Annotated in this window: 17 protein-coding genes; 11 read left to right on the forward strand and 6 right to left on the reverse strand. The window is 58.4% G+C overall.

Annotated features, from left to right (window positions below):
- Positions 1–215: 215 nt before the first annotated feature.
- Positions 216–1247, reverse strand: a complete 1032-nt coding sequence (gene rsmC, locus ACCW71_RS11125) for a 16S rRNA (guanine(1207)-N(2))-methyltransferase RsmC (RefSeq protein ID WP_436371295.1) — start codon at positions 1245–1247, stop codon at positions 216–218.
- Between the two features lie 106 nt (positions 1248–1353).
- Here rsmC and ACCW71_RS11130 point away from each other — a divergent pair, with 106 nt between their 5' ends.
- From ACCW71_RS11130 to yjjG, 3 genes are read left to right on the forward strand one after another with little or no spacing between them, the layout of a single operon-like run.
- The gene (locus ACCW71_RS11130) at positions 1354–1764 is read left to right on the forward strand and encodes a DNA polymerase III subunit psi (RefSeq protein WP_436371297.1); all 411 of its coding nucleotides are present in this window, start codon (positions 1354–1356) and stop codon (positions 1762–1764) included.
- A complete protein-coding gene (rimI, locus tag ACCW71_RS11135) occupies positions 1736–2176 on the forward strand; it encodes a ribosomal protein S18-alanine N-acetyltransferase (protein WP_436371299.1) in 441 nt (146 codons plus the stop codon). Before ACCW71_RS11130 ends, rimI begins: the two co-directional genes overlap by 29 nt.
- An 18-nt stretch (positions 2177–2194) precedes the next feature.
- A complete protein-coding gene (gene yjjG / locus ACCW71_RS11140) occupies positions 2195–2875 on the forward strand; it encodes a pyrimidine 5'-nucleotidase (RefSeq protein WP_436371301.1) in 681 nt (226 codons plus the stop codon).
- Between the two features lie 88 nt (positions 2876–2963).
- On the opposite strand, the gene ACCW71_RS11145 is transcribed toward yjjG, so the two are convergent.
- Entirely contained in the window at positions 2964–3608 is a 645-nt protein-coding gene (locus ACCW71_RS11145; protein ID WP_436371303.1) for a YtjB family periplasmic protein, read from the reverse strand.
- Between the two features lie 107 nt (positions 3609–3715).
- Here ACCW71_RS11145 and serB point away from each other — a divergent pair, with 107 nt between their 5' ends.
- The 3 genes from serB (at position 3716) to nadR (ending at position 7406) form a co-directional block, all read left to right on the forward strand.
- Complete coding sequence (gene serB, locus ACCW71_RS11150; RefSeq protein ID WP_436371305.1) at positions 3716–4693, forward strand: phosphoserine phosphatase; 978 nt, start codon at positions 3716–3718, stop codon at positions 4691–4693.
- A 13-nt stretch (positions 4694–4706) separates the two neighbouring features.
- Entirely contained in the window at positions 4707–6089 is a 1383-nt protein-coding gene (radA, locus tag ACCW71_RS11155; RefSeq protein ID WP_003854897.1) for a DNA repair protein RadA, read from the forward strand.
- Positions 6090–6164: 75 nt separating this feature from the next.
- Positions 6165–7406: a multifunctional transcriptional regulator/nicotinamide-nucleotide adenylyltransferase/ribosylnicotinamide kinase NadR gene (nadR, locus tag ACCW71_RS11160; protein WP_436371307.1), complete on the forward strand. Its 1242-nt coding sequence runs from the start codon at positions 6165–6167 to the stop codon at positions 7404–7406.
- 45 nt (positions 7407–7451) lie between these two features.
- Here nadR and ACCW71_RS11165 read toward each other — a convergent pair whose 3' ends face one another.
- On the reverse strand, positions 7452–8453 hold the full coding sequence (locus ACCW71_RS11165; RefSeq protein ID WP_436371309.1) for a zinc-binding alcohol dehydrogenase family protein: 1002 nt from the start codon (positions 8451–8453) through the stop codon (positions 7452–7454).
- A 183-nt stretch (positions 8454–8636) separates the two neighbouring features.
- On the opposite strand from ACCW71_RS11165, the gene ACCW71_RS11170 reads away from it, so the two are divergent.
- Both ACCW71_RS11170 and ACCW71_RS11175 read left to right on the forward strand, forming a co-directional pair.
- A complete protein-coding gene (locus ACCW71_RS11170; protein WP_436371311.1) occupies positions 8637–9533 on the forward strand; it encodes a LysR family transcriptional regulator in 897 nt (298 codons plus the stop codon).
- 111 nt (positions 9534–9644) lie between these two features.
- Complete coding sequence (locus tag ACCW71_RS11175) at positions 9645–10025, forward strand: type II restriction endonuclease (RefSeq protein ID WP_436371312.1); 381 nt, start codon at positions 9645–9647, stop codon at positions 10023–10025.
- Between the two features lie 50 nt (positions 10026–10075).
- Here the strand turns inward: ACCW71_RS11175 and ettA are convergent, their stop codons facing one another.
- Both ettA and deoR read right to left on the reverse strand, forming a co-directional pair.
- Positions 10076–11743, reverse strand: a complete 1668-nt coding sequence (gene ettA / locus ACCW71_RS11180) for an energy-dependent translational throttle protein EttA (RefSeq protein WP_436371314.1) — start codon at positions 11741–11743, stop codon at positions 10076–10078.
- A gap of 188 nt (positions 11744–11931) precedes the next feature.
- Entirely contained in the window at positions 11932–12696 is a 765-nt protein-coding gene (gene deoR / locus ACCW71_RS11185) for a DNA-binding transcriptional repressor DeoR (protein WP_436371648.1), read from the reverse strand.
- Between the two features lie 404 nt (positions 12697–13100).
- Between deoR and rbsK the strand changes: the two genes are divergently transcribed.
- Genes rbsK through ACCW71_RS11200 form a run of 3 tightly spaced genes read left to right on the forward strand, consistent with a single transcriptional unit; the run spans position 13101 to position 16363 of the window.
- Positions 13101–14018: a ribokinase gene (rbsK, locus tag ACCW71_RS11190; protein ID WP_436371316.1), complete on the forward strand. Its 918-nt coding sequence runs from the start codon at positions 13101–13103 to the stop codon at positions 14016–14018.
- Between the two features lie 9 nt (positions 14019–14027).
- The gene (gene fucP / locus ACCW71_RS11195; protein WP_436371317.1) at positions 14028–15353 is read left to right on the forward strand and encodes an L-fucose:H+ symporter permease; all 1326 of its coding nucleotides are present in this window, start codon (positions 14028–14030) and stop codon (positions 15351–15353) included.
- Complete coding sequence (locus tag ACCW71_RS11200; protein ID WP_436371319.1) at positions 15350–16363, forward strand: aldose 1-epimerase family protein; 1014 nt, start codon at positions 15350–15352, stop codon at positions 16361–16363. The genes fucP and ACCW71_RS11200 overlap by 4 nt, the downstream gene beginning before the upstream one ends.
- A 7-nt stretch (positions 16364–16370) precedes the next feature.
- Here the strand turns inward: ACCW71_RS11200 and urtE are convergent, their stop codons facing one another.
- Complete coding sequence (urtE, locus tag ACCW71_RS11205; protein ID WP_436371320.1) at positions 16371–17069, reverse strand: urea ABC transporter ATP-binding subunit UrtE; 699 nt, start codon at positions 17067–17069, stop codon at positions 16371–16373.
- Between the last annotated feature and the right edge of the window lies 1 nt (position 17070).

Genomic DNA, 17070 nt, shown 5'->3' on the forward strand with positions numbered 1-17070 from the left:
AGGGACTTGAACCCTCACGTCCGTTAAGACACTAACACCTGAAGCTAGCGCGTCTACCAATTCCGCCACCTTCGCATACCCGTAACATCCTGAGAATGTTACAACCACGGAGGCGCATTCTAGAGATTTTACTCTTTGCGTCAACAACTATTTCGTCGGGCTGAAACGATCGCTGCAAAAAACAACATTTTCAGCCCGGCGAGCGGGTTAAGGGCTTAACGGCTTTTGGCTCCGCGGCCATAAACGGCGCGATAGACTTTGAAGCGGCCGGTCTGCGCCAGCACTTCGTGGCTGCCAAAGGCTTCATCCAGCGCCTGCGGATAGGGCAGGAAGGCGTTAGCGACGATACGCAACTCGCCGCCGGTGTTCAGGTGCTTCACCGCGCCGCGGATCAGCGTCTGCGCCGCGTCGAGACTGGTCTGGGTGCCTTCATGGAACGGCGGGTTAGAGATAATCATATCGAAGCGGCCGGTCACGTCTGAGAAGACGTTGCTGGCGAACACCTCGCCTTCGATGCCATTGGCGGCCAGCGTCGCTTTACTCGCCTCAATCGCCGCGGCATGGACGTCGCACAGCCACAGACGCACCTTCGGTGAGCGGGTCGCGAGGGCGGCGGCAATCACACCCGCGCCACAGCCCATATCCAGCACTTTGCCTTTGGTGTGCGGGGTAAAGGTTGAGAGCAGCAGGGCGCTGCCGCTATCCAGACCGTCACGGCTGAAGACGCCAGGCAGGGTGTGAATGGTCAAACCGTCCAGCTGATACTGGTGACCAAAGGTGCTGGCATCGAAGTCAGGCCGCTTGTCGAGGCGGCCGTGGTAAAGGCCACAGCGACGGGCGCTGTCGATTTTTTCCAGCGTCGCCCACTCCTCAACCATTCCTTCGGCGCTGCGCACGCCGCTGCGGTTTTCACCGACCACGAACACGTCACAACCCACCGGCAGCAGCGACAGCAGGTTTTGCAGCTGAAACTGCACTTCCGGCTTATTTTTGGTCCAGAAGTAGACCAGCGTATCGCAGCCCTGCACATCTTCCGCCTGCGCAACCATGCCATAACGCGCCTGTTCACCCATGCGGTGGCTCAGGTTTTGCCAGTGATGATATTGCTGGGTATGCACCCGCGACGAAGCGGTTTCCAGCTGAGCGGGCAGGTCATCCTGCAAATCGCCAGCAAATAAAACATGGCGGGCGGTAAATTCATCACTGTGGCGCAGAATGACTTCGCTGGCCGGGGTAAAAGCAGACATGTAGGGCTCCTGTAAGATCTGAACGGCGATTATAGTGGTTTGTTGGCGCATGTTCGATGGGTTTGCTAGCATAGCGTCGCATTCAGGCAGCAGAACAGGTAACCGCATGACCTCCAGGCGCGACTGGCTTTTACAGCAAATGGGCATTACGCAGTATCAGCTGCGCCGTCCGCGCGTGCTACAGGGCGAAATTGCCGTCACGCTGGCACCGGACACGCAGTTAATTATCGTCGCTGAGGTTTTACCCGGCCTGCATGAACCGCTGATGCGCGATGTGCTGCATACGCTCAATCTGCAACCGACCCAGGTGATGACAGTCACCCCGGACCAGCTGCAAATGCTGCCGGAAACGCTGAACTGTGCCGGCTGGCTACTGGGCGTCGAGAGCGAACAGACTTTTAATGGCGTGGCGCTGACCAGCGCCTCTTTCAATGAACTGATCAGCAGCGGCGTTGCCAAACGCGCGCTCTGGCAACAGATGTGTAACCATGACAGCCATCTCTTTACTCACCCCTGACGATCGTGCGCAGGCTTTCGCCATCGAGCGTCGCAGTCACGCCTTTCCCTGGAGTGAACAGACCTTTGCCAGCAATCAGGGCGAGCGCTTCCTTAATCTGCGGCTCGACGCCGACGGCCAGATGGCCGCCTTTGCGATTACCCAGGTGGTACTGGACGAAGCCTCGCTGTTTAACATCGCGGTCGATCCCGCCTTTCAGCGGCGGGGATTTGGCCGTCAGCTGCTGCGGCATCTGATTGATGAACTGATCAAACGCGACGTGCTGACGCTGTGGCTGGAAGTGCGGGCCTCAAACCTGCCCGCCATTGCGCTCTATGAGCAGCTTGAATTCAATCAGGTCAGCTGTCGCCCCAATTACTATCCCACCGCCAGCGGTCGTGAAGACGCCATTATCATGGCGCTGACGCTGTAGCGGTGTTAAGGAGCTTTAATGTCAGATAACTGGGACTGCATCCTGTTTGATGCGGACGATACCCTTTTTCATTTCGACGCCTACGCCGGTTTGCAGCGGCTGTTCGCCGGTTACGACGTGCAGTTCACCGACCAGGATTACAGCGACTACCAGGCGATCAACAAACCGCTCTGGGTCGATTACCAGAACGGCACCATCTCGGCGTTACAGTTGCAGACCCGGCGTTTTCACCACTGGAGCGAAAAGCTCAGCGTCGCGCCGGAGATCCTCAACAGCGGCTTTCTCACCGCGATGGGGGAGATCTGCACGCCGCTGCCGGGCGCGGTCAGCCTGATGCGCCGCCTGCACGGCCAGGTAAAGATGGGCATTATCACCAACGGCTTCACCGCGTTGCAGCAGACGCGCCTGGAGCGCACCGGTTTCCGCGATTACTTCTCGGCGCTGGTGATCTCCGAGCAGGTCGGGGTACCGAAACCGGCGGTGGAAATTTTTGACTATGCGCTGGAGCAGATGGGCAATCCCGATCGTCAGCGTGTGCTGATGGTCGGCGATACGCCAGAGTCCGATATTCTCGGCGGCATGAACGCCGGGCTGAAAACCTGCTGGCTCGATCATGGCACCCGCCCGCTGCCGGAACATATCAAGCCGACCTGGCAGGTGAAGTCGCTGGCTGAGCTGGAAGCGCTGCTGGTCGGCTGACGGAAGCCGCCTCGCAAACCCCATAAAAAAGGCCCGGATAACGGGCCTTTTGTTTTATTCTCACCGCGGAGGAGGGGCGGACAGCGCGCTACGCTTTCTTTTCGTCGTCCTCATCCTCTTTCACCGGCGTGCTGGCGGTGAGCAGAAACGGCGACTGCTGCCAGCGGGTGCGACGGTGACGCAGCAGCGTCCGCGAGAGGATAATGCCGATCGCCAGCGCCAGCAGCATCATCAGCCGCAGAATATTGGTGGTGTTATCGACCTGACGGGAATCGGTGACCAGCACATGGGTATCGAGCGTCACGCGCAAAAAGCCCAGCGGGCCCTCGTTGCCGTTCAGCGGCTGCACAATCTGATGGTTGAAATAGCTGCCGGCGCGCTGCCCGTCGAGCGCCAGCCGATCGCGCACGTTGATGTTCTCACCGCTGTGCGCCACCAGGCTGCCGTCACCGTCATACACCGAGGCATCCAGGATACGGCTGTTGGATGTCATCTGATTCAGGATGGCTTCAATCTGGTTGCGGTTATTTTCGCTGTTATCCATCAGCGGCTTCAGGCTGAACGCGACCTGACTGGTCAGCGTATGCGCCAGCTCCTCAACCTGTTCAGAACGCGCCATCTGGTGGCCGAGGCTGAACCAGGAGGCGCCCTGCATCAGAACGACCAGCAGCGCCATAGCGATGAGAACGATCACCGTGCGATGCAAGCGAAATTTCAGTGCGGTTTTAGCCATTAATCATCCGGGGGATAGCACAACAGAAAGCCTGGAGATTATGTTGCCAGAAGCGGCGCAGACAAGGTAGCCTCTTGCGTGGTTTTGTTGTCCCTACAGGAGCTGTGATGCCAAATCGTTTAACCTGGTGCGATCTGCCCGCCGATGTCTCTCTCTGGCCGGGTTTGCCCCTTTCTCTTAGCGGTGATGAAGTGATGCCGCTGGATTATCGCGCTGGCCGAACCGGCTGGCTGCTGTATGGCCGCGGGCTGGATAAGCAGCGGCTGACCGATTACCAGCATCAGCTGGGTGCCGCTATGGTGATCGTCAGCGCCTGGAACGTCGATGAGTATCAGGTGATCCGTCTGGCGGGCTCACTGACGCCGTTTGCCAGCAAGCTGGCGCACGACGCCGGGATGGACGTTGCGCCGCTCGGCAACATTCCGCACCTGAAAACCCCAGGCCTGCTGGTGATGGATATGGACTCCACCGCGATTCAGATCGAATGCATCGACGAGATCGCCAAACTGGCGGGCAGCGGCGAGCTGGTGGCGGAAGTGACGGAGCGCGCGATGCGCGGCGAACTCGACTTCAGCGCCAGTCTGCGTCAGCGGGTGGCGACATTGCAGGGGGCGGACGCCAATATTCTGAAACAGGTACGCGATGCGCTGCCGCTGATGCCGGGCTTAACCACCCTGACGCAGAAGTTGCAGGCGCTGGGCTGGCAGGTGGCGATCGCCTCTGGTGGCTTTACCTACTTCGCCGAATATCTGCGCGATAAGCTGCATCTGTCGGCGGTAGCGGCCAACGAACTCGAAATCCGCGACGGCAAGCTGACCGGCAACGTGCTGGGTCCGATTGTCGATGCACAATATAAAGCCGATACGCTGAAGAAGCTGGCGCAGCGTTTTGGTATCGCGCCGGAACAGACGGTGGCGATTGGCGACGGTGCCAATGATCTGTTGATGATCAAAGCCTCCGCGCTGGGCATTGCGTTCCATGCTAAACCTAAGGTGAATGAGCAGACCGCGGTCACCATTCGCCACGCCGATTTAATGGGGGTGTTCTGCATCCTCACCGGCAGCCTGATCCACGAAGAGCGTTAACTGAGGAATTGATTTGGCCAAAGCGGCAAAACGCGCATTTGTCTGTAACGAATGCGGCGCAGACTACCCACGCTGGCAGGGGCAATGCAGCGCCTGTCACGCCTGGAACACCATTACCGAGGTGCGGATTGCCGCCTCGCCCGCGGCTGCACGTAATGAGCGACTCAGCGGTTATGCCGGCAGCGCCGGCACCAGTCGGGTGCAGAAGCTGTCAGAGATCAGCCTGGAAGCGCTGCCGCGCTTCTCGACCAGCTTTAAAGAGTTTGATCGGGTGCTGGGCGGCGGTGTGGTGCCAGGCAGCGCCATCCTGATTGGCGGCAGCCCCGGCGCGGGTAAATCGACCCTGCTGTTGCAGGTGATGTGTCGCCTGTCGGAAGGGATGAAAACCCTCTACGTCACCGGTGAAGAGTCGCTGCAACAGGTGGCGATGCGCGCCCATCGGCTGGGATTACCCACCGAAAACGTCAATATGCTGTCGGAAACCAGCATCGAGCAGATCTGCCTGATCGCCGAGCAGGAGCAGCCGCAGCTGATGGTGATCGACTCGATCCAGGTGATGCACATGGCGGAGATCCAGTCCTCGCCGGGCAGCGTCGCCCAGGTGCGGGAAACCGCCGCCTACCTGACGCGCTTTGCCAAGACGCGCGGCGTGGCGATCATCATGGTCGGCCACGTCACCAAAGATGGTTCACTGGCCGGACCGAAGGTACTGGAGCACTGTATCGACTGTTCGGTGCTGCTGGATGGCGACGCCGATTCCCGTTTCCGTACTCTGCGCAGTCATAAAAACCGCTTCGGCGCGGTGAATGAATTAGGCGTGTTCGCCATGACAGAGCAGGGCATGCGTGAAGTCAGCAACCCGTCCGCGATCTTCCTGTCGCGGGGCGAAGAGGTGACCTCAGGCAGCTCGGTGATGGTGCTGTGGGAAGGAACGCGCCCGCTGCTGGTGGAGATTCAGGCGCTGGTTGATCATTCGATGATGGGCAACCCGCGCCGCGTGGCGGTGGGGCTGGAGCAGAACCGCCTGGCGATTCTGCTGGCGGTGCTGCACCGTCACGGCGGCTTGCAGATGGCCGATCAGGATGTGTTCGTCAACGTGGTGGGCGGCGTTAAAGTCACGGAGACCAGTGCCGATCTGGCGCTGATGCTGTCGATGGTGTCGAGCCTGCGCGATCGTCCGCTGCCGCAGGATCTGGTGATCTTCGGCGAAGTGGGTCTGGCCGGTGAGATCCGTCCGGTACCCAGCGGTCAGGAGCGCATCTCTGAAGCGGCGAAGCATGGCTTTAAACGCGCCATTGTACCGGCAGGCAATGCACCGAAAAAACCGATCGCCGGAATGCAGGTTTTCAGCGCGAAAAAGCTGGCCGACGCGCTGGCGATTCTGGACGATCTGTAACGCGCCTGACGCCTGCTGGCAGATCGCCGCTGGCAGGCCGCTCCACCTTAACCGCATTGATGCAGGAGGCACGACATGTCGTCGTTTGATTATCTGAAAACGGCTATTCGCCAGCAGGGCCATACGCTGCAACAGGTGGCTGATGCCAGCGGCATGACCAAGGGCTATCTGAGCCAGTTGCTCAATGCCAAAATCAAAAGTCCCAGCGCGCAGAAGCTGGAAGCGCTGCACCGTTTTCTCGGACTGGAGTTTCCGCGCCGGAATAAAACGGTTGGCGTAGTATTTGGTAAGTTTTATCCGCTGCACACCGGCCATATCTATCTGATTCAGCGCGCCTGTAGCCAGGTGGATGAGCTGCATATCATCATGGGCTATGACGAGCCGCGTGACCGCGAACTGTTCGAGAACAGCGCCATGTCCCAGCAGCCGACGGTCAGCGACCGGCTGCGCTGGCTGTTACAGACCTTTAAATACCAGAAGAATATCCGCATCCACGCCTTTAACGAGGAGGGGATTGAGCCCTATCCGCACGGCTGGGATGTCTGGAGTGAAGGCGTCAGCAATTTTCTCAGCGAGCACGGCATTGCAGCGGACTGCATCTATACCAGCGAAGCGCCCGACGCGGAGATGTATCAGCAGCACCTGGGCATTCAGACGGTACTGGTCGATCCCAGCCGATCCTTTATGAGCATCAGTGGTGCGCAGATCCGCCAGGACCCGTTCCGCTTCTGGGACTATATTCCGACCGAAGTGAAGCCCTTCTTTGTGCGCACCGTGGCGATCCTCGGCGGAGAGTCGAGCGGGAAATCGACGCTGGTGAATAAACTCGCCAACATCTTTAACACCACCAGCGCCTGGGAATATGGCCGCGACTACGTCTTTTCCCATCTGGGCGGTGACGAAATGGCGCTGCAATATTCTGATTACGACAAGATCGCGCTGGGTCAGGCGCAGTACATCGATTTCGCGGTCAAATATGCCAATAAAGTGGCGTTTATCGACACCGATTTCGTGACCACCCAGGCGTTTTGCCTGAAGTATGAGGGGCGGGAACATCCGTTTGTGCAGGCACTGATCGACGAATATCGTTTCGATCTGGTGATTCTGCTGGAGAACAATGTGCCCTGGGTGGCGGATGGCTTGCGCAGTTTGGGCAGCTCGGTGGATCGGCGCGAATTTCAGTCGATGCTGGTGACGATGCTGCGGGAAAATAACATCGATTTCCTGCATGTGCAGGAAGATGATTACGACACCCGCTTTCTGCGCTGCATTGAGCTGGTGAAGGCGATGCTGGGCGAGAAAAACGCCCAGCCGTAACGTCTGCTGTGGCCCGGTCTGCCGCAGGGCAGCCGGGTTAGCGCCTTAGTAAACCATCACCACTTTGCCGCGCATATGGCCTTCCAGCACCCGCTGATGGGCGGCGGTCAGCGTCTCAACGCTCAGGCCGTGCAGCGTCTCGCTCAGGGTGGTTTGCAGCTTGCCTTCATCCAGTAACGCCGCGACGGCATCAAGAATCTCGCCCTGGCGTGCCATATCCGGGGTATTAAACATGCTGCGGGTATACATCAGCTCAAAGTGCAGGGCGGCACTTTTCAGTTTCAGCTGATCCATCGACAGCGGATGTTCGTTTTCCACGATGGTGCAGATATGGCCCTGCGGAGCGATCAGTTTTGCCATCGTCTCCCAGTGCCCGTCGGTATCATTCAGGCAGAAGATATAATCGACCTGCTTAATCCCCTGTTTCTCCAGTTCACCCACCATATCTTTGTAGTTGATCACCAGGTCGGCACCGCGATCGCGGCACCACTGCGCGGAATCTTCACGTGAGGCTGTCGCAATGATCTTCACCTTGCTGCGCAGTTTCGCCAGCGGGATCGCCAGCGATCCGACACCGCCCGCGCCGCCGACGATCAGCAGCGTCTGATCCTCCTTCGCTGACTCAAGATTCAGCCGCTCAAACAGGCCTTCCCAGGCGGTCAGCGCGGTGAGCGGGATCGCCGCCGACTGCGCCCAGTCCAGGCTCTCTGGCTTGTGGCCGGTAATGCGTGAGTCAACCAGCTGCTCGGTGCTGTTACTGCCAGGACGGGTCAGGTCGCCCGCATAGAAAACTTCGTCACCCGGCTTAAAGTTGCTGACTTTGCTGCCCACTTCCAGCACCACGCCGCTGGCGTCCCAGCCCAGAATGCGCGGGGCCTGCAAGCCGTTTTTGATCGCCCCTTTGTGAACTTTGGTATCGACCGGGTTCACCGACGCCGCTTTGACTTCGACCCGCAGATCATACTCGCCTGGGGTTGGGGTTTCAGGGAAAATTTCAGTGAAGTTCTCAGGATTTTCTGGATTAACAGCAATAGCGCGAATAGACATAAAGTTATCCTGTTGAGTTATTTTGCCTTTTATCTGCCACTCTGCGCCGGGGCGCTGTGCATCATGCTCGCGTCGCGCCGCACGGCCGGCGACCAGAATGGCGGTCTGTCTCTAAGTGTAGAACCTGGTTTTAACGATGATAAGATGGACAATCTTTCATAGAGTGTTCGTCTGAGGTGAACAATGGCCTTTCGTCAGTGGCAGGATATGGCGCTTTTCGCGCTGGTGGCGGAGTGTGGCAGCTTTACCGGCGCGGCAGCGCGCGCGGACCTGCCGAAGTCGAGCGTCAGTCAGCGCATCAGCCAGCTGGAGCAGCGGCTGGGGATCCGGCTGCTGAATCGCACCACCCGCCAGCTTAACCTGACCTTTGCCGGTGAGCGCTATCTGCTGCATTGCCAGGAGATGATGCTGGCCAGCGAACGCGCCGACCAGGCGATCGCCAGCCTGCGTGAAAACCCCAGCGGCCGATTGCGCATCACCAGTCCGGCGGGAATTGGCGCGACGCTGCTGGCGCGCTGTAATGCGGAGTTTTTACGGCTCTATCCCGATGTGACACTGGATGTCGCCATCTCCGACGACATTCTCGACCTGGTGCAGGAGGGATTTGACGTGGCGTTACGCACCGGCCAGCCGCAGGAGTCGTCATTGATCGGTCGCCGTATCGGCAACTGCCCGCGGATGCTGGTCGCCTCGCAGCGCTATCTGGATCAGCATCCGCCGCTGCGCCATCCGCAACAGCTGTCGGCGCACCGCTGCATTGCCCATCGCGCCTGGAATGAGTGGATCTTACAGCGCGATGATGCCTTCTACCGCTGGCTGCTGCCGCCGGGCCATCTGACCGACAATTTACTCTACGCGCGGGAGTCGGCGCTGGGTGATGCCGGGATTACGCTGCTGCCGCGCTTTCTGACTGACGGCGTGATGGCGGATCCGCGACTGGTGCAGGTGCTGCCGGAGTGGGAAATCGAAGGTAATGAGCTGTGGCTGGTCTATCCGGGCCGTAAGCTGAATTCACCGGCGCTGGCACGCTTTATTGAGTTCGCGCTGCAATCACCGGCGTTCAGGGAGTTTTATCGCTGACTTACCGATAAACTGAATTCTATAATTGTACAAATTTGATACAAGTAGCAGAAAATCAGATTGAGTTAATTATTATGTTAATTCTACTTTTTCTCAGAGGAAGAGAATTTAATGAAAGCTCAAAATTTGAAGTCAGCATGTATCAAAACTTTATCAAAAAGTGAACTTTTTGATCAGAGAGAGTTTAATGGTGTAACAGCCCTTAAAAATATTCTGGGTAATGAAAATAAGGTGTTCGAAACTACCTTCATCCTTCGCGGCAGTAACGTTAGCTGGGATGCTTCTGTGACCTGGTATGATGCCAGAGAATCACATGGGACTCGTTCCGAGTTTCGACTTTACTACGAAAGCAATCCGGTAACAGAACTGGCGGTTCCTGGAGATAATATTGTCATTGGCTTTGATAAAAAGAATAAATTAACCTGTATTTTGTTTAAAACAAATGATGAGGAGCATCAAGGGCTCATAGAGCAATGGACTCCGCTTTATTAATGAAAAAGGGAAGCATGAGCTTCCCTTTTTTAACATCAAAAAAACAAAAATTACTTACTCATACGCTTATACTTGATGCGCTTCGGCTCCAGCGCTTCCGCGCCGAGGGTACGCTTCTTGTACTCTTCGTATTCGGTGAAGTTACCTTCAAAGAATTCAATCTTACCCTCATCCTGATAATCGAGAATGTGGGTGGCGATACGGTCAAGGAACCAGCGGTCATGCGAGATCACCATCGCGCAGCCCGGGAACTCCAGCAGGGCGTTTTCCAGCGCGCGCAGGGTTTCGATGTCCAGGTCGTTGGTCGGTTCATCGAGCAACAGCATGTTACCGCCCACCTGGAGCAGTTTGGCGAGGTGCAGACGACCACGCTCACCCCCAGAGAGTTCGCCGACACGCTTGCCCTGGTCAACGCCTTTAAAGTTAAAGCGGCCGACATAGGCGCGGCTTGGCATCTCGGTGTTACCGATACGCATAATATCCTGACCACCGGAGACCTCTTCCCAGACGGTTTTGGAATTATCCATGCTGTCGCGGAACTGATCGACCGACGCCAGCTTCACCGTCTCACCCAGCACGATGCTGCCGGAATCAGGCTGCTCCTGACCGGACATCATGCGGAACAGGGTGGATTTACCCGCGCCGTTCGGACCGATAATCCCGACAATCGCGCCTTTCGGCACTGAGAACGAGAGATCGTCGATCAGCACGCGGTCGCCGTAAGATTTACGCAGATTGCTCACTTCCAGCACTTTGTCACCCAGACGGGCACCTGGCGGAATAAACAGTTCGTTGGTTTCGTTACGCTTCTGGTAGTCGGTGTTGTTCAGCTCTTCAAAGCGTGCCAGACGGGCTTTGCCTTTAGACTGCTGGCCCTTAGGCCCTTTGCGCACCCACTCCAGCTCTTTCTCAATCGACTTGCGACGGGCCGCTTCAGAGGAGGCTTCCTGCGCCAGACGTGCATCTTTCTGCTCCAGCCAGGAGGAGTAGTTGCCTTCCCACGGAATCCCTTCACCGCGGTCCAGCTCCAGGATCCAGCCTGCAACGTTATCCAGGAAGTAACGGTCATGGGTGATCGCCACCACGGTGCCTTCGAAGTCGTGCAGGAAGCGCTCCAGCCAGGCGACAGATTCCGCATCCAGGTGGTTAGTCGGTTCGTCCAGCAGCAGCATGTCTGGTTTTTCCAGCAGCAGGCGGCAGAGGGCGACACGGCGACGTTCACCACCGGAGAGGTTGGCGATTTTCGCGTCCCACTCGGGCAGGCGAAGCGCATCGGCAGCACGCTCCAGCTGGGTATTGAGGTTGTGACCATCGTGCGCCTGGATAATCTCTTCCAGACGGCCCTGCTCAGCGGCCAGTTTGTCGAAGTCTGCGTCCTCTTCAGCATAGAGCGCATAGACTTCATCCAGACGTTTCAGCGCGCCAACCACTTCGGACAGCGCCTCTTCCACCGACTCACGTACGGTGTGTTCCAGGTTCAGCTGCGGCTCCTGCGGCAGATAGCCAATCTTGATGCCGGGCTGCGGGCGCGCTTCCCCTTCAATATCTTTATCGATGCCGGCCATGATGCGCAGCAGGGTCGATTTACCCGCGCCGTTCAGGCCGAGTACGCCGATTTTTGCGCCTGGGAAGAAGCTGAGCGAGATGTTCTTCAGGATATGTCGCTTCGGCGGAACCACTTTGCCGACGCGATGCATGCTATAGACGAATTGAGCCACGTTGGTTTGAGCCTCTGGGTCTGTTGGTCGTTGGAATGATGTCGAAGTTTAGCCTTTTTCACCGTCTAATCCCAGCCGGGGAGGGTGAATAGTGCGGCACCGCACAGCAGGCAGCAGAAGGTGCCGGGCAACGCACTGATTTGCGCGCAGCGTGGCAACGCAACGCGCGAAGGCGGGAGGAGCCGGGATCAGGGCAGACGCAGCGGAATCGCCTGCTGTGTCAGCCAGTGCTGCAACGCCGGGTCGGGCGCGCTGTCACTCACCAGCAGATCGAAGCGGCGCAGCTCGGCGATGCGGGCGGGCAGCACCTTGCCATATTTACTGCTGTCGGCCACCAGCACCGATTGACGGGCACGCAGCATGGCGTGATGCTTCATCGCCAGCTCGTTGGTGTTGTAGCAGGTCGCGCCCTGATCTTTGTCGATCCCCGCCGCAGAGATAAAGGCCAGCGTCGGGCAGAGATCGTCGAGAATGGTATGCGCGCCAATCGGCGTAAACAGCGCGTTGTCGGCGTGGAATTCACCGCCGCTCAGGATCACGTTGCAGGCGGGCTTCTCTTTCAGGGTGAGAAAAGTGTTCATGGCGCAGCAGATGGCGGTAAACGACAGCGCATCGGGGATCGCGTCGACGATGTAGGGCAGGGTGGTGCCGCAGTCGAAAAAGACCGTGTCGTTTTCATTGATCAGGCTGGCCGCCGCCTGCGCCAGTCGCTGCTTCCTGGCGGCATTCTGCCCGTGCTGATCGCTGACGAAGTAGTGGCTGGCGTGGTTTTTCGGATCGCTGACGATATAACCGCCCAGCAGCACCACGCTGGAGGCTGGCTCGGTTAAATCACGGCGCACCGTCATCTCTGACACGCCCAGCAGCTGCGCCGCATCTTTAAGATGCAGTTTATCGGTGCGTTTAAGCGCCTGTGTCAGCTTGTGAATACGTTCGTCGCGCCGGGTTTCCATGGTCATCTCTGTCTGTTCCGTTTTCTTCAGTGCGGAGAAAGGGTGCCGGAATCGGCGTGGTATCGCGACAAACCTCACAGATTTTAATGAGTTGCGTCTCATCCGCCAGGCTGGCGTTTCATCTTACCCGCAATCTGTGGGGGCCGCAAACCTCAGCATCCGTCTCGTCACCCGCCAGAAAGGGCAGGGATCGCCGCCACCCTGCGCCATCGCCGATGATGTTAACTTGTTATAATAATAACACGCCAGCCGGGCCTGATTGCCCTGTTTTGCCGCTGTCTGGCGTCTCAGGATGTGGTTTTTGTCACATATTTAACCTTTAAGAACTGTTATTGTTACTTTAATAACATTTAAAGATTAAAAAAGTAACATTTAAAGATTAAAAAACATCCAGGAGATTTGTCATGACGATTGCGGTCATCGGCTCAAATATGGTCGATCTGATTACCTATACCAACAGCCTGCCGAAAGCGGGTGAAACCCTTGAGGCGCCTGACTTCGCCATTGGCTGCGGCGGCAAAGGGGCGAATCAGGCGGTTGCCGCGGCGAAAATGGGCGGCAAGGTGATGATGGTCAGCAAGGTCGGCGACGATCTCTTCGCCCCGAACACCGTCGCCAACCTGCAACAGCAGGGCGTGGACACCCGCTTTGTCACAACCGCGCCCGGCACCTCCAGCGGCGTGGCACCGATTTTTGTCGATGATCAGTCGCAGAACCGCATTCTGATCATCAAAGGCGCGAACCAGCAGCTGAAGCCGACCGACATCGACGACGCGGCAGAGGCGCTGAAAGCCTGCGAGCTGATCATCCTGCAACTGGAGATCCCGCTGGAGACGGTCTATTACGCCATCGATTTTGCCCGCCAGCATCAGATCAAAGTGATCCTCAATCCGGCGCCAGCCGTGGCCTCGCTCGATATTCACTACGCCTGCAAATGTGACTTCTTTATGCCCAACGAAACCGAGCTGGAGATCCTCACCGGCCTGCCGGTTTCTACCGACGAAGAGGTGATCGCCGCCGGAGAGTCGCTGCTGAAACGCGGCCTTAAAAATCTGATCATCACCCTGGGCAGCCGGGGATCGGTCTGGATGAGCGGCAACGAGATCCATCGCGTGGCCGCCACGCCGGTGCAGGCGGTGGATACCAGCGGAGCGGGCGACGCCTTTATCGGCTGCTTTGCCTTTCTGCTGGTGAAAACCGGCGATGTCGCCGCCGCCATGACTCAGGCCTCCGCCTATGCCGCCTGTAGCGTGACCGGCCGTGGCACGCAGTGCGCCTATCCCGACGCGGAGAGTTTCCAGCGTTTTCTTAACCTTCACTGAGGTTCTGCTATGCAACAGAAAATTGTTCAGCAATCTGATGGCTATCTGAATAAAACGCCGCTGTTCCAGTTCATTCTGCTGTCGTGCCTCTTCCCGCTGTGGGGCTGTGCGGCGAGTCTCAATGATATTCTGATCACCCAGTTTAAAAGCGTATTTGCCCTGAGCGACTTCGCCAGTGCGCTGGTGCAGAGCGCCTTTTATGGCGGCTATTTTCTGATTGCGATCCCTGCCTCGCTGGTGATCCGCAAAACCAGTTACAAGATGGCGATCATGATCGGGCTGGCGCTCTATATCGCAGGCTGCATCGCCTTCTATCCCGCGTCGCACATGGCGACCTACACCATGTTCCTGGCGGCGATCTTCGCCATCGCCATTGGCCTGAGTTTTCTGGAAACCGCCGCCAACACCTACAGCTCGATGATTGGCCACCGTGACCATGCCACGCTGCGCCTCAACGTCAGCCAGACCTTCTACCCGATCGGGGCGCTGATGGGGATTGTGCTGGGTAAATATCTGGTGTTTCAGGATGGCGACAGCCTGGAGAGCCAGATGGCGACCATGACGGCAGAGCAGGCCCACGCCTTCCGCCTGACGATGCTGGAACACACGCTGGAGCCGTATAAATATCTGGTGATGGTGTTAGTGGTGGTGATGCTGCTGTTTATGTTCACCCGCTATCCGCGCTGTAAACCGCAAAGCAGCGAGAAATCCCTGCCGTCGCTGGGCGAAACCTTTCGGTATCTGGCGGCCAACCGGCACTTTAAACGCGGCATCGTCACCCAGTTTCTCTATGTCGGCATGCAGGTGGCGGTCTGGTCCTTTACCATCCGTCTGGCGCTGACGCTGGGGGCGGCCAATGAGCGTCACGCCTCTAACTTCATGATCTACAGCTTCGTCTGCTTCTTTATCGGCAAATTTGTGGCGAACTTCCTGATGACCCGCTTCCGGGCTGAGAAGGTGCTGATCGCCTATTCGGTACTGGGTGTGCTGACGCTGGCCTATGTGATGCTGATGCCGAACTTTACCGCCGTCTATGCCGCCGTGTTTGTCAGCGTGCTGTTTGGTCCTTGCTGGGCAACGATCTACGCCGGTACGCTGGCGACGGTCGATAACAAATACACCGAGGTGGCGGGGGCGTTTATCGTGATGGCGATTGTCGGCGCGGCCTTTGTTCCGGCGCTTCAGGGACTGGTGTCAGACACGCTCGGCTCAATGCAGCTGGCGTTTGGCGTCTCGCTGCTCTGCTTCGCCTGGGTCGGCTTCTACTTCTATGGCGAACTGCGCCATAAAAAGCAGCCGGTTGCAGCCGGTCGTCTGGTGGAGGAGCTGCCATGAAAACCCGTTTACCCTTAGCCCGTGAGCAGTTTTCCGCCACGCCCTGGGTGCTGTTACAGAGCGACGATTTCCGGGTGGAGCTGTTCCGCTACCCGGCGGGGATTGAGGCGGTGCGCATTCATAACCGGCGCGGCAGCGTGACCCTGCTGCCGTTTCTCGGCCAGATGATCTGGGAGGTGCAGTTTGACGAGCATAACCTGACCATGGGCCACAGCTTTAAGCAGCCGCTGCCCGCCCGTTCGATCATCGACACCTATGGCTGCTTTGCCTTCCATTCAGGGCTGCTGGCCAACGGCTGCCCGTCACCGGAGGACGATCATCCGTTGCACGGCGAGATGGCCTGCGCCCGCATGGACAGCGCCTGGCTGGTGCTGGAGGATCAGACGCTGTCGCTGGAAGGGGAGTGTGAATATGTTAAAGGCTTCGGCCCTCACTACCTTGCCGCCCCCGCCGTTCGCATTCAGGCCGATCAACCGCGGCTGAAGATTGAGATGACGGTGACCAATCTGTCGGGCGCTTCGATGCCATTGCAGTATATGTGTCATCTCAACAGCGCGTGGATCGACCAGGGGCGCTTCCGGCAGTCGATCCCTGAGGCGGCATTCCAGCTGCGCCGCTCGATCCCGGCGCATCTGAAACCCACGCCCGCCTGGCGCGACTACACCGATCGGCTGGCGCGCGATCCGCAGTCGTTACAGCAGCTCGATCAGCCGCAGCTCTGCGACCCGGAGATCGTCTTCTTCGCCGACGATCTGCCGCAGTATGGTGATGAGGTGCAGTTTGAGCTGCACTCGCCGCAGGGCTACGCGCTGATGACGCGCTTTTCGACCGCGCAGTTCCCGCACGCCACCCGCTGGCTGCTGCACAACCACGACCAGCAGGTGGCGGCCTATATTCTGCCCGCCACCTGTCAGCCAGAGGGCTTTCTGGCCGCGCAGCAGGCCGGTACGCTGATCACCCTGGCGAGCGGCGAACAGCGCCACTTCTCTGTCGAGACCGGCTTGCTCTGAGCCGGGATTAAATCGCCACCAGGCCGCGCACACCCTCAGCTTCCATGGTGTCGCCGCGGCCGCGCTGGATGATCTCACCGCGCGACATCACCAGATAGCTGTCGGCCAGCTCCGCCGCGAAGTCATAAAACTGCTCCACCAGCAGGATCGCCATATCGCCCCGCTGCGCCAGCTGGCGGATCACCGCGCCGATCTCTTTGATCACCGAAGGCTGGATCCCTTCAGTCGGCTCATCGAGGATCAACAGCTGTGGCCGACAGGCCAGCGCCCGGCCGATCGCCAGCTGCTGCTGCTGACCGCCGGAGAGATCGCCGCCGCGCCGTGACTTCATCGCCAGCAGCACCGGAAAGAGCTGATAGATCTCCTCCGGCACCTCACGCGCCTGCGTCGCCGGAAAGCGTGACAAGCCCATCAGCAGGTTCTCTTCCACCGTCAGGCGCGGAAAGATTTCCCGTCCCTGCGGCACATAGGCGATGCCAGCCTGCACCCGCTGGTGCGGCTTGCGGCCGTTAATCCGCTGCTGCTGCCAGTGGATCTCCCCCGACTTCGCCGGGATCAGCCCCATCAGACACTTCAGCAGCGTGGTTTTTCCCACACCATTGCGCCCCAGCAGACAGGTGATTTCGCCAATCTTCACCTCAAAGGAGAGGCCGCGCAGGATATGACTGCCGCCATAATATTGATTTAGTTCAGTAACCTGTAACATC

Source organism: Pantoea sp. C2G6, from assembly GCF_051336815.1.
GTDB lineage: Bacteria > Pseudomonadota > Gammaproteobacteria > Enterobacterales > Enterobacteriaceae > Pantoea.

What these genes read in the sequence shown, in the direction of transcription:
- rsmC (WP_436371295.1), bottom strand. Translation starts at nt 1,247, where the DNA reads ATGTCTGCTTTTACCCCGGCCAGCGAAGTCATTCTGCGCCACAGTGAT.
- ACCW71_RS11130 (WP_436371297.1), top strand. Translation starts at nt 1,354, where the DNA reads ATGACCTCCAGGCGCGACTGGCTTTTACAGCAAATGGGCATTACGCAG.
- rimI (WP_436371299.1), top strand. Translation starts at nt 1,736, where the DNA reads ATGACAGCCATCTCTTTACTCACCCCTGACGATCGTGCGCAGGCTTTC.
- yjjG (WP_436371301.1), top strand. Translation starts at nt 2,195, where the DNA reads ATGTCAGATAACTGGGACTGCATCCTGTTTGATGCGGACGATACCCTT.
- ACCW71_RS11145 (WP_436371303.1), bottom strand. Translation starts at nt 3,608, where the DNA reads ATGGCTAAAACCGCACTGAAATTTCGCTTGCATCGCACGGTGATCGTT.
- serB (WP_436371305.1), top strand. Translation starts at nt 3,716, where the DNA reads ATGCCAAATCGTTTAACCTGGTGCGATCTGCCCGCCGATGTCTCTCTC.
- nadR (WP_436371307.1), top strand. Translation starts at nt 6,165, where the DNA reads ATGTCGTCGTTTGATTATCTGAAAACGGCTATTCGCCAGCAGGGCCAT.
- ACCW71_RS11165 (WP_436371309.1), bottom strand. Translation starts at nt 8,453, where the DNA reads ATGTCTATTCGCGCTATTGCTGTTAATCCAGAAAATCCTGAGAACTTC.
- ACCW71_RS11170 (WP_436371311.1), top strand. Translation starts at nt 8,637, where the DNA reads ATGGCCTTTCGTCAGTGGCAGGATATGGCGCTTTTCGCGCTGGTGGCG.
- ACCW71_RS11175 (WP_436371312.1), top strand. Translation starts at nt 9,645, where the DNA reads ATGAAAGCTCAAAATTTGAAGTCAGCATGTATCAAAACTTTATCAAAA.
- deoR (WP_436371648.1), bottom strand. Translation starts at nt 12,696, where the DNA reads ATGGAAACCCGGCGCGACGAACGTATTCACAAGCTGACACAGGCGCTT.
- rbsK (WP_436371316.1), top strand. Translation starts at nt 13,101, where the DNA reads ATGACGATTGCGGTCATCGGCTCAAATATGGTCGATCTGATTACCTAT.
- fucP (WP_436371317.1), top strand. Translation starts at nt 14,028, where the DNA reads ATGCAACAGAAAATTGTTCAGCAATCTGATGGCTATCTGAATAAAACG.
- ACCW71_RS11200 (WP_436371319.1), top strand. Translation starts at nt 15,350, where the DNA reads ATGAAAACCCGTTTACCCTTAGCCCGTGAGCAGTTTTCCGCCACGCCC.
- urtE (WP_436371320.1), bottom strand. Translation starts at nt 17,069, where the DNA reads ATGTTACAGGTTACTGAACTAAATCAATATTATGGCGGCAGTCATATC.